Genomic DNA, 13,544 nt, shown 5'->3' with positions numbered 1-13,544 from the left:
CTAATTGGTATAAATACAAAATCGTCCTAATAAAAAAACCGCTGAAGACAGCGGTTTTTTTGTATAAGAAAGACAGTATTAGCCTTCGTAACCCATAGGGTTTTGCGATTGCCAGTGCCAGGCATCTGCGCACATATCTTCCAGTGTTTTTTGTGCGTGCCAGTTCAGCTCGGCCGCAGCTTTGGTTGGATCGGCATAGCATGCAGCAACGTCACCTTGACGACGAGGTGCAATTTTGTAATTGATGGGTTTACCACAGGCTTTTTCGAATGCTGCCATCATTTCCAGTACTGAATAACCCTGACCCGTACCCAGGTTGTAGATGTCCAGCCCCATGTTCAGAGCGATGCGCTCAATGGCCTTTAAGTGGCCATTTGCCAAATCCTCAACATGGATATAATCGCGAACGCCAGTGCCGTCCGGCGTGTCATAGTCGTTGCCAAAAACAGCCAGTTGAGCCAGCTTACCCGAAGCAACCTGAGAGATGTATGGCATCAGATTGTTAGGTATACCGTTGGGATCTTCACCGATCTGACCTGACGGGTGGGCACCCACCGGGTTAAAGTAACGCAGTAATACAATATTCCACTCTTCATCGGATTTGTGCAGATCCTTGAGAATATTCTCAACCATCAACTTGGACATGCCATAAGGATTGGTTGGATGGCCCGTGGCCGAATCTTCACGCAGGGGCAGGGATACCGGGTCGCCATATACGGTTGCTGACGAGCTGAATACCAGGTTCTTCACATTATGACGACGCATAGCGTTGCATAGGTTAACTGAACCGAATACGTTGTTTTGGTAGTATTCCAATGGCTTCTGTACTGATTCTCCAACGGCTTTTAACCCTGCAAAGTGGATAACAGAATGAATCTTGTGCTCAGCAAATACCTGATCTAACGCGTCAGAATCACAAATATCTCCTTTTATAAAGGTAACCGGCTTTCCCGTGATTGCGGTTACGCGGCGCAACGATTCTTGTGACGCATTGCACAAGTTATCGAATACCACTACATCATAATTTGCCTCCAGCAATTGCAGTACGGTGTGACTGCCGATATAGCCGGCTCCACCAGTGACAAGTATTGTTTTCATTGCTTATCCTTTTGTGACAACGATTCTAAATATTTAGCGCTTAAAGAGTATTGTACAGGTTTCACGATAATGGGATACAGCAGGAAAACCAGCAACGCCCACAATAAAGACGTCCAGTCGGCTGCTACGCGAAGAAGTAGTGTAAACGCCGGCACAATCACCAGCAGTTTAAGTATGTTCAGTACAGTCTTTTCCGGAACCGTAAGTTTTTTGGCTGCCCGCTCCAGTAGGCGCATACGCTCTGCCAGAGGAAGGCCAGATAAACCAGGAATATTGCGCGTCGAAAAATAGAATTGCATAAAGTGCTCTTAATAAAAAACCGCCGGGACATGACGTCACGGCGGTTATTGTATGGCAATCTGCCAGTGTTTAAAACACAGGTGTCGTTATTGTGCTTTTTCCTTGATACCGGCTTTTTCCCAGAATCTTGATTTGAAGCTCATCAAACCAATTACAATAGCAATAGCAATACTAAAGAGTGCGATTTGAAGATACAGATTTGGCATTTCTTGCACGTTCTCAGGATCAAAATTACCCGAGAGCAAACCAGCAATAATATTACCGATAGAGTAGGTGAGTACAAATACGCCCATCATCTGACCTGCAAAACGCTTCGGAGACAATTTACTGACTGCACTAAGTGCTACAGGGCTAAGGCAAAGTTCACCTACGGTATGCAGGAAGTAAGTCGTTACTAGCCACATAGGGGCTACTTTAAGGCCTTGCGCCGCATATTGGGATGCCATAAACATAACAAGGAAGCCTGACGCCATAATCACAATACCAATTGCACACTTAATAGTATAAGAAGGATCAATCATGCGCTTGGCAAGGTTAATCCAAAGAGCGGCAAAGAATGGTGACAGAATGATAATAAAGAGAGAGTTAGAAAGCTGGAACCATACGGTAGGGATAGCGTCCATTCCAAACAATGACGTTAGCCATGAGCCACTTTCCAGGGCGCGATCGGTATAGTTCTGCGCAAATAAATTAAGGGATGATCCAGCTTGTTCAAAACCAGACCAAAAGCATGCAGAGGCAATACAAACTAAAAACAATGCCCACATACGTTGTTTTTCATTATCGCTTAAATCACCTTTGAAATAGATGTAGCCAAAATAAATAAAGAATATGGCTGTGAAGATAATAGCGACTTTTTCCGCAAGCGCGACAGGTTCGATTATGATGGTGCCCAGATGGGCCAGTATGATAATCACAACAGCTACGGCTAACACGCCTAAAACACATAACCAGGCACGCTGTCTTGCGGCGCCGATATAGGGGTTAGCGGGTGCCACTGACTCTGTAGCCAAAGAGCGGTTTGTAAAGTAGTACTGAATAAGTCCTAAACCCATGCCGATGGCAGCGGCACCAAATGCATAGTGCCAGCCCCAGTTTTCCTGCAGGTAACCAGTGACCAGATAGGCGATCAATGAACCGATGTTTATGCCCATGTAGTATAAGGCATAGCCACTGTCCCGACGGCTGTCATCGTCACCATATTGCTGGCCAACCATGGCAGAAATGTTTGGTTTAAGTAACCCTGTACCGGTAGCTACAAGAATAAGTCCGACAAAGAAAAGGTTTTGCAGGTCGACTGCCAGTACAATGTGTCCGGCGAAGATAATTAGTCCGCCATACCAAACGGCTTTTTTACCGCCAATCAGACGGTCAGCAAGCCAACCACCTGGTAAACCAAGAAAGTATACAGCGCCGGTATACAGACCATAAATGGCGCCGGCTGACGCTACAGTGAAGCCAAGGCCTTGTGTTTGTAAGCTGGCTGTCATAAACAGCACGAGCAGAGCACGCATACCGTAGTAGCTCATGCGCTCCCACATTTCGGTAAAAAATAACGTTCTCAGACCATTTGGATGGCCAAAGAAGCTGGTGTCGTTAGATGTATTTGTTGTCACAACAGAGTTCCATATAGTTATTATTGGTAATTGGGTGTGTTGTGTAATGGATGACTAAACACACCACTTCAGATCAATCTTATACTAGAGGTTGCCTTTATAGACAACCTATTCAGGAAGGGGAGCTTATAATTTCGCCAGCAGTAAAAGTACTGCACGTTAATTGACGTTATAGTTCCCGAATGGTGGCAATCACAATTCTTATGGCGATGAAGGCCATGCTCAGTAATACACCCAGCAAAACCAGGTTGTAAATGACTTTGGGGTAGGTGGCGTCATCAGGCAAGGTAGGTGACTCTACCGTTACCAAATGCTGAAGTTGCTGGTAGGTGTCGACCCTTGCATTTTCAAGTGTCATCAGTGACGAACCATAGGCTTGTAATGCCAGTTCGACCTGAACCTGTAGATTCGAGTACCGCGCCATTAACTGATTGATAGACAGTTTTGCATCCCCAGCCTGTGCTTCATTGATCTTGGTTTTTTGATCGGTGATCTGCTTTTCCAAGGCATTTATCTGGCGCTTGAGTGATACAATCTCTGGTGCTGTAACTGACATAATGCCCGACAGAGTGCTTAACTCTGCCTGCTTTTGAGCCAGTGTTGCTTCAAGTGAAAACGCTATTTGCTGGAACGCTGCGCCTTCGGCGGTTGGGTCTAACACATTGTACTTTGACTGAAACTCAATGAGTGCGAGTTTTGCCCGCTGTAATTTTTCCTCAACGATATTATGTTCGCTTTGCGCAAAGGCTAAACGCGATTTCGCCAGATTATTACTGATTTCATTGATAAATTGCTCTGCGCGTTTCACTATCGTCTGGTTAATTAACTGGGCGTAGTCCGGGTCAAACGCGCGAACCGACAATTCAATCACGCTGGAGTCAGAATTGATGAGCACGTCTATGTTATTCAGGTAATAAGCTAAAAAATCTTCCTGACTGTGGTCGCTGCTTAATCGGCTAATAAAATCGCCTTGTGATGACGTGTAGTGCTCGCTCAAACGGATTGCAGAATCCAGGTAATGCAACATATCGTTTGATTGAATAAAGGCAAGCACAAGCTGACTTTCATTCGACGTGGCCACACCCGTAACCCCAGACATTAATAAAGCTGACGGGTCGAAGCTGTTCGCTCCGTCGGCAGATTTGACTACCAATTGACTGGTACTTTCGTATTTAGGCGCTGCAATTAGAGTGAGATACAGAGCATAAATAACCCACGGTATAACAACCAGCAAAAGCGGTCGCTTTTTTATCAGAATGCGTGCTTGGGTTAGGTAATTTTTAAACATGTTTATTCTCGTTATCCCATGTATATCTTAATGGCTTCTTCTAAATCGCTGAAGTACGTGAGTTGGCCATTATCAATTAGTACTGCTGATTGGCAAAATTCTCGAATTTGATCTAATTCGTGACTTACCATGATTAAGCCGGCTTCCTTTGATTTTTCAACAAGAGCTTCCCTTGCTTTCTTACGGAATTTTGGGTCGCCCACAGAAGTGGCTTCATCAATTAAATAAATATTGAAATCGATATTGATACAACAGGCAAATACCAACCGCGTGCGCATGCCTGATGAGTAAGTTTTTACGGGTAAATCATACTGTTTATCTAGTTCAGCAAACGCCTTTACCTTTCTTTCATATTCTGCAAGGTTTTGAACATCATTTATACGACCGATAAATCGGGTGTTCTCTCTTCCCGTCATTTGCGGATGTATACCCGTTGCTAAAGCTACGGGCCAAGACATCGATTTTTCCGTTAGAATCCTCCCACGGTCGGGGTATTCGCTTTTTGCTATGAGTCTGAATAGAGTGGATTTCCCCGCACCATTTTTACCCAATAATGCGACACTATTGTCTGTAGGAATAGTGAAATTCAGGTCCTTGAAAATATACTGAGGGCCCAGCTTACTAGGATAGGATTTTGTCAGATTTATCAGTTTAATACTCATCTGGAAAGAATTCCTTTCCAGGTTAAATGGTAGAGGCATAGGGCAAAAAAGAAAGCAGTAAAAGTCGCCCCCAAGGCAAATCCAATTGATACGCCATTGGACCCATACGATTCAAAACAAGCAAATCGGGATAACTCAATAAAATGCACTAACGGATTCCAGGTTAAATAGTGCCAGTATTCCATTGGAATATCCTGCAAGCTAAAAAATATACAAGAAATGAAAAAAAGAGGGCGGGTTAATAGTCCTGTGATCTTATGAAACTCAGGAAGATATGCAACGATGATTCCCACGATGCAACTGATACTTATTGTAAAAATCCATAACGAAAAGTACATACAGATTAGTAAAATGGGGTTGTCAATCTGCACTTGAATTTTCAGGAGATACAAAGCTATTCCTGCTAATGTAATTACTACGATTTTAATGGAAAATTCAACAAATCCTGAAACCAGTAATGCGGATATTGGTTGCACCTGGCGAAATGCATAGAGCGGTTTATTTCGCTTGAAAGCGTTTGATGTGGTATTGATAGGGGTCATAAAAGATTGAATGCTAATCATACCAATCATCATAAAGATAAATACCGGAATTGAATGAACATCACCGCCGCCCATCATGCTTCGCATATAAGACAAGCCAAAAATAAAAGCAAAAGGCTCCAAAAATGCCCAGGCTAAGCCCAGTTTGTCATTAAATTGAGATTGCATCTCACGCAGAAAAAGCGCGAACAACACGCTTTTCCATACCTTGAGTTGCTTTCTGAACGACACTTTCATTAATTAAGCGCAACGTTGGCCGCTACGGCGATCTGATAAATAATTTGGGTAATATCTTTAACGGCCTGCAAAGTTTTAGCGTCTATGCGGGGTAATACGACTACCTGGTCGCCAGCTGCCAGATCAGCGTTGTCGTCAATATCGTAAAAATCAACCATGCCATTTGCACGGATAATCAGAATACGGTTGTCATTGGCCCGCTCGCTAAAGCCACCAGCCCATGCGACGTAGTCTTCCAGATCGGCATCCCGGTTGAAAACCACGGACTGCGGCATTAATACTTCACCGCCGATATGCACCAGATCCGTTACTGCAGGGATAACAATTGTGTCATTGGCTTCTAACAAAATATCAGCCACATTGGGCCCGTCAGATACAATCACTTTACCCAAGGATTTTATTTGTCTGGCGCGGGCAATAAAGTCTGAAATAAGCTGGGCTTCCTGTACCCGAATGGCGCCTTCGCCGGTAGAAGAAACCGGCGCAGTATAAATACTGCGCTCTAAGCGATCCAAAGCCTGATTTATAATTTGTTGTTGCTGTTCTGCGACACTTTCGCGTAGCAAATAGATGCTTTTGAAATCAGATAGAGCCGGAGCAACTTCTACGTTGCTCAGTACCTGATGCAAACGTGCACCCTTTTCTACCATGTAGCGTGATTCGCCTTTGAAGCTGCCTGCAATATTGATCGGATAGATTTGAACTTCGTGGTCGTTTTTAAACTCAATATGGTCGCCAGGTTGCAACACCAGCGCATTAAAGTCCTGTAATTTACTGTAGGTGGCAAAATGTTGCTGACCGCGCAGTCCGCTCACCGATACATGGCTTACAAAATCGCCAGGTTTGGCAAATTTAATGAGTGTCTGGCCATGCATGTCTTCACCCTTTAATTCAAAAGTGAAACTATTACGTGCACCTTCACTAACAGTAACGGTGGGACCTATGGGTTTAACTAAAATAACGTCTTTGTCCTGGAACGAGAATGAGGGTAGTGTGCCCTGCGTGACGAAATCATATAAATCTACTGACACAACTACTTCGCCGTTGCGAATGACCTCAATATTTCGAAAGCTGCCACGCAGAAAATCAATGCCACCGGCACGTTTTAAAAAGTAAAGAACACTATCGGTTGCCTGACCCGCATATTGACCAGGGCGCAGCACCGGACCCGATACGTATAATGAAATAGGCGTAGCAGTAAGCAGGTTGACGTAGGTATTCACATCGTTGGTATAAACAGATTTGATACGGCTGGTTACCACCTGATTAACCTGACTGGCTGGCACGTTCATTAACTGGATCGGACCAATATTCGGGATGAAGATATTGCCCTGGCTGTCAACGGTTACAACATCGGAAAAGCTGATAGCCCCCCACATCCACACTGAAATTTGATCACCCGGTGCAACCAGATAATTTTCATTAACACTGGAGACCCTTTCCGATTCAAAACCGCCAATAAACAGGTTGGCAGCAAAAGGCGGGTTGGCCATCTTTTCCTGCAATGGATAAACCATCTCAAGAGTCGGTTCTCCTGGCAATACCAGGCCATTTCTGGGATTGGAGCTATATTGGCCGTTGCTGGCGCGTGTAGCGCTACCAGACGACGCTTGCAGAGTGGGTGACATGCCCAGCTGCATTGGGTTGATGCCACTGGCACTAGCAGCATTACTACTATTACTCTGGCGACTCAGTTGTTGTTGGATTTGTTGAATCTGTTCTGCACTTTGCGCAAAGACTTGCCCGGCGAATAGCATGCAAGTCAGTGACAATGTACCCAGGTACTTATTAACGTTCATATGTTTCCTGATCTTACTGTGCGACAAACGTCGTCGTTGCCGGATACAATAACCAAAAATTCTGCTTTTGACATAATGTGCGGCTCTTTGTTTGGCTGGCGTTTTCATTAGTCTGCTCTAAAGCAACCAACTGATAACATGTCAGACCTAATGCTGACAAGTACTGTTCAGACACCCTGTATTGCGTATTTTCGATGACCGTTTTTCCAGCGGAAATGGTTAACTCTGGAATGGCTTTTGCTTGCTGTTCAACTGTTGAAGAGGATGTTTGCTTAAGTTGAACAGATTGGCCGGTAGCAACCAGCGGTAAATTCGCCTTAACGGCAGTAGGCTGCGAAACACATCCGGCTATACTGCACAATCCGGTAATCCAAACAGCGGCGATAAATAATTTCATATCGTTATTGGCATACGTCCATTTAAATAGGCGCTAAGAATAACATAAGCGAAGCAAAAGGCATGCAAACTTTGGGAAAATGACCCCGACAATTGAGTAAAACGATCAGTGCCGTGCAAAAAAACGCCAATCAAACTTAAATTTTCGAACAGGGGTAGTCAGTTATACTAATGTTTACTATTATAGAGCGAGTTTTCAGATATCTCTCCACGAAACATAGTTTGTTCGTCAGTATTCTCAATGGAGTTTGTGGGTTAATGGATTGTCCTTTGTACAGGGTGGATAGTGTGACGGGTTTGTATACTGGGAAACAGTGGAGACTGTGATCGAATGTTAACATATCTTCAGTTTATTCCGTTGTTTACGGCGTTTTTTGTCGCCTTGATATTGCTTGTGGTAATGACACCGCTGGCACATCAGTTTGGTTTGGTGGATCAACCATCGTATCGCAAGCGTCACAGTGGAATTGTCCCTTTAACGGGTGGCGTTGCCATTTTTGTTGCAGTGCTCGTTGCCAGTGTGCTTACTGATGTGTGGATGAAGAACAACCCGCTATTTTTTACTGCATCTGCTTTTATTGTATTACTCGGTATGTTGGATGACCGATTTGACCTGAGTGCCAAAGGGCGCTTGATGTGTCAGTTTGGTGTTGCATCCATCATGGCGTGGAGTGCTCAGAATTACATTACTTCCTTGGGCGACATTTTCGGCTTTGGTTCAGTCTATCTGGGCTTAGGCGGTTACTTTTTCACTCTGATTTGTGTGGTTGGGGTGATCAATGCCATTAATATGATCGATGGCATCGACGGTCTGGCTGGTGGGATGAGCCTTATTGTACTGGCAAGTGTCGTGTCTTTATTACTGATTTCCGGTAATGGCGCTGCGATAATGGAGCCCTTGGTAATCATCGCTGCCATTGTACCTTTTCTTGCATTTAACCTGAGTCTCAAAGGCTTTAAAGGTAATAAGATTTTCATGGGCGATGCAGGCAGTATGTTTGTTGGTCTTACCATTGTATGGCTGCTGGTTGATCACACGCAGGGGGAATCTGCATCTCTTCGCCCCATAACCGGTGTATGGCTCATTGGATTGCCATTAATGGATATGGCTGCGATTATGTTCCGTCGTGCTAAGAAAGGTCAGTCAGTGCTTCGACCTGATCGCAAGCATTTACACAATATTTTTATGCGCGCGGGGCTCGACTCTCGCCGCTCTCTGGTTGCCATTTTATGCCTCGGCGCATGCTATTGTGTGGTGGGAATACTCGGTGAAGTGTACCAGGTTCCTGATTATGTTATGTTCTGGTCATTCATGGGGCTGCTGGTGGTATATACCGTAGCACTGATGAATATCTGGAAGATTATCCGCGTGGTCCGGGATACAAAACGCCTGCTTTTGGGCAATTAAATGCTTCAAATGAGTGCAAACTAAGCGTGTTTTTCGTTACACTCTTTGCCAGTCGTTTTTCCCGGACAAGCAATTGACCCCGAATTTTTCAATAAAGCACAGGCGTTATCAGGTTCATCGCGTTGAATCTATTGTAGCCATGGGCGTGTATTGTAAAGATAATCCGCAATGGCTCGATTGTTCTATTCAGAGTATTCGTCAGCAATCCTATGCTGATTTCCTGTATGTTATTGTTGTTGACGGAGCCATACCAGACACGCTTATGTCTGTTATCTCCGCTCATGCCCAGGAAGACGACCGCATTGTTATTGTTGAAGGCAAACAAAATTGTGGTCTTGCGACCTGCATGAACTTTGCAATAGATTGGTCTTTGTCGCTGCAGCCTGCTTATTTTTTTCGTATGGATGCAGATGATATTTCTGAGCCGGACCGGTTCATAAAGCAAATTGACTATCTTGAAAAACACGCCCATATCTCAATTCTTGGGACTGGCCTGACTGAAATTAATGAGAAAGACAAAAAAGTCGGCTCGCGGGTAATGCCGTTAACTAACCGGCAGATAACCCGTTTACTACCCCGTCGTTGTGCGGTTAATCACCCAACCGTATGTATTCGTTATCGGGTCTTTAATGATGGTCATCGTTACGATGACAGTTTACGCTTTGTGGAAGATTATCTGTTGTGGATAGAGCTGGCGTCACATGGGTACATCTTCTGTAATCTGAAAGACAAGCTCCTCAAGTTTCGGCGAGTTGGGGATTTTTACAAGCGCAGGGGCTTCGTTAAATCGTTTAACGAGTTCCGAGCGCGCTTCAGAGCTTTACGCAAACTTAAGCGGATGTCGCTGTATAATTTGTTTTATGCGGTATCGGTGCTGATCTTAAGACTTATGCCTGCAAGTGTTGTAAAGTTAGCGTATAAACTCGATCGTCATTACCTGGAAAGATTTATCAAACATTGATGTTTGCCAGTATCATTATTCTCTATCACCCGGACAAAGCTCGTTTACTGGGTAATATTGCCTTACTCCACCAAACAAATTGGGATGTTGTTATTGTAGACAACTCCCCTTCGTCGCATGTCCATTGGTTTCCTGAACACGTTAAATACACCCACTGCCCCGACAATATCGGTATTGCAGAAGCACAGAATATCGGTTTAAGAGACATTCTGCACAGAGGCTGTCAGTTTGCGCTGTTGCTGGATCAGGACAGCTTACTGAGTGAGTCTCTGCTTACCGGCTTGCAGGCAAGTATTCAACGGGCCAAACAACAACATACCAAGGTGGCAGCGATTGGCCCGGGTATCGTGAGTGAATTCAATAATGAAGCCGTTGTGCCAGCCATTCAAAAGCCCAAAGTGTTATCCAACGGTTATCTGTCGGCCCGTCAAATAATTGCGTCTGGCATGGTGATATCCGTAGATTGCCTGGCAGAAGTAGGGCTTAAGGAAACGGCCTTATTTATCGATGGTGTGGATCACGAGTGGTGCTGGCGTGCAATAAGCGCGGGTTATCAAATTTTGATAGACAGCAATCTGCATATGACCCACAAACAGGGCGACGCAAGACGCAATGTATTGGGCGTGGATTTTAAGGTCGGCCAACCGGTCAGGCTGTATTTCCAGTTCAGGAATGTGTTGCTATTATTGCCAAGGCCTTATGTACCCCTGTATTGGAAACTAAGGAATATTGTTGCCCTGCCATTGCGTTGGCTTGTAAACCGGTTTTTACTTGATAAGAAGGCAGAGCGCGGTAAATATATGTGGCTTGGTATCAAACACGGCATTACACGAAAAACCGGGCCCCTGAAGTAAATCAAGGTTTTTGCTGAGGTTAAAAGTTTCAGTTGAGCCTGCATCGTCATGATGCTTTAATGAATCAAGAATAAACTATTGGAATATCGCCTGTTAAAAGCAGGTGGGTAGAAATAAACAAAGGAAAAGAACGTGAAGGTAACAGTATTTGGAATCGGGTATGTAGGCCTGGTGCAAGCCGCTGTGCTTGCAGAAGTGGGCCACGATGTGGTTTGCGTGGATGTTGACCAGAACAAAGTTGATAATCTGAAGAAAGGGATAATCCCCATCTACGAGCCGGGTCTTACTCCACTTGTTACCAGTAACTATGAAGGCGGCCGGGTAGATTTTACTACGGATGCTAAACGCGGTGTTGAGCACGGTGAATTGATCTTCATCGCGGTAGGTACGCCCCCGGACGAAGACGGTTCTGCAGATTTAAAATACGTGCTGGCTGTGGCCAAAACAATTGCTACCCATATGCAAAAGCACAAGATTATTATCAACAAATCGACTGTACCGGTAGGTACGGCTGACCGGGTAAAAGCCAAAGTTACCGAAACACTGGCTGAACTTGAAAAGTCAGTCACGTTTGACGTGGTATCTAACCCGGAATTCTTAAAAGAAGGCGCTGCTGTAAACGATTGTATGAGACCTGATCGCATCGTATTGGGTATCGAAAGTGAAAAAGCGGAAAAGAAACTTCGCGAACTCTATGCGCCGTTCAACCGCAATCACGACAAAGTAATCATCATGGATATTCGTTCCGCGGAATTAACCAAATACGCCGCAAACTGCATGTTAGCCACAAAAATCAGCTTTATGAATGAAATGGCAAACCTGGCAGAGCGTTTTGGTGCAGATATCGAAAATGTGCGTCGTGGCATTGGCTCCGATCCGCGTATTGGCTATCAGTTTATCTATCCCGGCTGTGGATATGGTGGCTCCTGTTTCCCTAAAGATGTGCAAGCGCTCATTCGTAGTGCAAACCAGGTGGGCTACGAAGCCAAAATTCTGGAATCTGTTGAAGCGGTTAACTACACGCAAAAAGAGAAATTGTTCGAGTATATTATGAGCCATTTCGATGGCGATATCGGCGGTAAAACGGTGGCGTTATGGGGCTTATCCTTTAAGCCAAATACCGATGATATGCGCGAAGCATCGAGCCGGGTCCTGATGGAGTTATTGTGGGAGAAAGGGGTTACGGTACAAGCGTTCGATCCCGAAGCCATGGAAGAAACCCAGCGCATTTATGGCAGCCGTCCAGATCTGAAACTGGTGGGCACAAAAGAAGCCGCGCTGGATGGTGCTGACTTCCTGGTAGTGTGTACTGAATGGCAGTCTTTCCGCGCGCCTGATTTCGACCGAATTAAAGAAAAACTATCGCTGCCGCTGATTTTTGATGGGCGTAATTTGTACGACCCGAAAATCATGTCGGAATACGGATTGCATTACTATGCGATAGGTAGAGGACTATCAATTAAAGGACAACAATTATGAGTCAGGTAAAAAAAGCCGTTATACCTGTAGCAGGTCTGGGAACACGTATGTTACCGGCCACCAAGGCCATACCAAAGGAAATGCTGCCGGTAGTTGACAAACCATTGATCCAGTACGTGGTCAGTGAGTGTGTTAAAGCTGGTCTTAAAGAAATTATTCTGGTTACCCACGCCAGTAAAAACAGCATCGAAAACCATTTCGATACGTCGTTCGAATTAGAAACGACTCTGGAACAGCGCGTTAAGCGTCAGTTGTTGGAAGAAGTACAGTCAATTTGCCCGAAAGATGTCACCATTATGCATGTGCGTCAGGGGGCGGCCAAAGGGTTAGGACATGCAATCATGTGTGCCCATCCTATGGTTGGTGATGCACCTTTTGCTGTTGTACTGCCAGACGTCATTATTGACGAATACACCAGTAATCCGAAAAAAGACAACCTTGCTGAGATGGTGTCGCGTTTTAACACCAGTCGCGTAAGTCAGGTTATGGTAGAGCAGGTACCTCAGGAAAATATTTCTAAGTTTGGTATTGTGGATCTTGAAGGCAAATCGATTAAACCTGGTGAGTCAGCAAAAATTCACAACATGGTAGAAAAGCCAGCATTGGAAGAGGCTCCGTCTGATTTGGCCGTTGTGGGCCGTTATGTGTTGTCTCAGGAAATCTGGCCACTGCTTGAATTCACTCCTCCTGGTGCAGGTGGAGAGATCCAGTTAACCGACGCGATTACTTCTTTAATGAAAGTCGAGCAGGTTGATGCTTATTATATGAAAGGCAAGAGTCATGATTGCGGCAGCAAACTTGGCTACATGAAAGCAAATGTTGATTATGCACTACGTCACCCCGAGTTAGGTGAAGAGTTTAAGGCGTATCTTGCTTCATTAAACGGTTAAGTAAGACTTGAATG

At 44.8% G+C, this 13,544-nt stretch carries 13 protein-coding genes; 5 read left to right on the top strand and 8 right to left on the bottom strand.

The genetic code is table 11. The features are described 5' to 3' along the window. Positions 1–78: 78 nt before the first annotated feature. The 8 genes from galE to FJ444_RS15770 form a co-directional block, all read right to left on the bottom strand. Positions 79–1,098 (bottom strand): UDP-glucose 4-epimerase GalE, encoded by a 1,020-nt coding sequence (gene galE, locus FJ444_RS15805; RefSeq protein ID WP_140959836.1) that lies wholly within the window; start codon positions 1,096–1,098, stop codon positions 79–81. Then, on the bottom strand, positions 1,095–1,397 hold the full coding sequence (locus FJ444_RS15800; RefSeq protein ID WP_073323153.1) for a DUF6170 family protein: 303 nt from the start codon (positions 1,395–1,397) through the stop codon (positions 1,095–1,097). The genes galE and FJ444_RS15800 overlap by 4 nt, the downstream gene beginning before the upstream one ends. A gap of 87 nt (positions 1,398–1,484) precedes the next feature. Continuing rightward, entirely contained in the window at positions 1,485–3,014 is a 1,530-nt protein-coding gene (locus FJ444_RS15795; protein WP_140959834.1) for a peptide MFS transporter, read from the bottom strand. Between the two features lie 169 nt (positions 3,015–3,183). Next, complete coding sequence (locus FJ444_RS15790; protein ID WP_140959832.1) at positions 3,184–4,302, bottom strand: capsule biosynthesis protein; 1,119 nt, start codon at positions 4,300–4,302, stop codon at positions 3,184–3,186. Positions 4,303–4,313: 11 nt separating this feature from the next. After that, a complete protein-coding gene (locus tag FJ444_RS15785) occupies positions 4,314–4,964 on the bottom strand; it encodes an ABC transporter ATP-binding protein (RefSeq protein WP_140959830.1) in 651 nt (216 codons plus the stop codon). Beyond that, entirely contained in the window at positions 4,961–5,743 is a 783-nt protein-coding gene (locus FJ444_RS15780) for an ABC transporter permease (protein WP_140959828.1), read from the bottom strand. Before FJ444_RS15780 ends, FJ444_RS15785 begins: the two co-directional genes overlap by 4 nt. Further along, the gene (locus tag FJ444_RS15775) at positions 5,743–7,542 is read right to left on the bottom strand and encodes a polysaccharide biosynthesis/export family protein (RefSeq protein ID WP_140959826.1); all 1,800 of its coding nucleotides are present in this window, start codon (positions 7,540–7,542) and stop codon (positions 5,743–5,745) included. The genes FJ444_RS15780 and FJ444_RS15775 overlap by 1 nt, the downstream gene beginning before the upstream one ends. 13 nt (positions 7,543–7,555) lie before the next feature. Then, positions 7,556–7,939 (bottom strand): hypothetical protein, encoded by a 384-nt coding sequence (locus FJ444_RS15770; RefSeq protein ID WP_140959824.1) that lies wholly within the window; start codon positions 7,937–7,939, stop codon positions 7,556–7,558. A gap of 330 nt (positions 7,940–8,269) precedes the next feature. Between FJ444_RS15770 and wecA the strand changes: the two genes are divergently transcribed. The 5 genes from wecA to galU all read left to right on the top strand — a co-directional run bounded on the left by wecA (position 8,270) and on the right by galU (position 13,530). Beyond that, positions 8,270–9,346, top strand: coding sequence for a UDP-N-acetylglucosamine--undecaprenyl-phosphate N-acetylglucosaminephosphotransferase (gene wecA, locus FJ444_RS15765; protein ID WP_140959822.1), 1,077 nt, complete (start codon positions 8,270–8,272; stop codon positions 9,344–9,346). Positions 9,347–9,419: 73 nt separating this feature from the next. Continuing rightward, the gene (locus FJ444_RS15760) at positions 9,420–10,307 is read left to right on the top strand and encodes a glycosyltransferase (protein ID WP_140959820.1); all 888 of its coding nucleotides are present in this window, start codon (positions 9,420–9,422) and stop codon (positions 10,305–10,307) included. Beyond that, positions 10,304–11,161 carry a glycosyltransferase gene (locus tag FJ444_RS15755; RefSeq protein WP_140959818.1) on the top strand — a complete coding sequence of 286 codons (858 nt, stop codon included), beginning with the start codon at positions 10,304–10,306 and terminating at the stop codon, positions 11,159–11,161. The genes FJ444_RS15760 and FJ444_RS15755 overlap by 4 nt, the downstream gene beginning before the upstream one ends. Positions 11,162–11,293: 132 nt before the next feature. Next, the gene (locus tag FJ444_RS15750; RefSeq protein WP_140959816.1) at positions 11,294–12,640 is read left to right on the top strand and encodes a UDP-glucose/GDP-mannose dehydrogenase family protein; all 1,347 of its coding nucleotides are present in this window, start codon (positions 11,294–11,296) and stop codon (positions 12,638–12,640) included. Beyond that, positions 12,637–13,530 carry a UTP--glucose-1-phosphate uridylyltransferase GalU gene (gene galU, locus FJ444_RS15745; RefSeq protein ID WP_140959814.1) on the top strand — a complete coding sequence of 298 codons (894 nt, stop codon included), beginning with the start codon at positions 12,637–12,639 and terminating at the stop codon, positions 13,528–13,530. The genes FJ444_RS15750 and galU overlap by 4 nt, the downstream gene beginning before the upstream one ends. The last annotated feature ends 14 nt before the right edge of the window (positions 13,531–13,544 follow it).

Origin of the sequence: Aestuariibacter sp. GS-14, assembly GCF_006494365.1 — a bacterium.
In the GTDB taxonomy this organism is placed as follows: Bacteria; Pseudomonadota; Gammaproteobacteria; order Enterobacterales; family Alteromonadaceae; genus Alteromonas; species Alteromonas mangrovi.
This window is presented reverse-complemented; position numbering and strand designations above follow the sequence as displayed.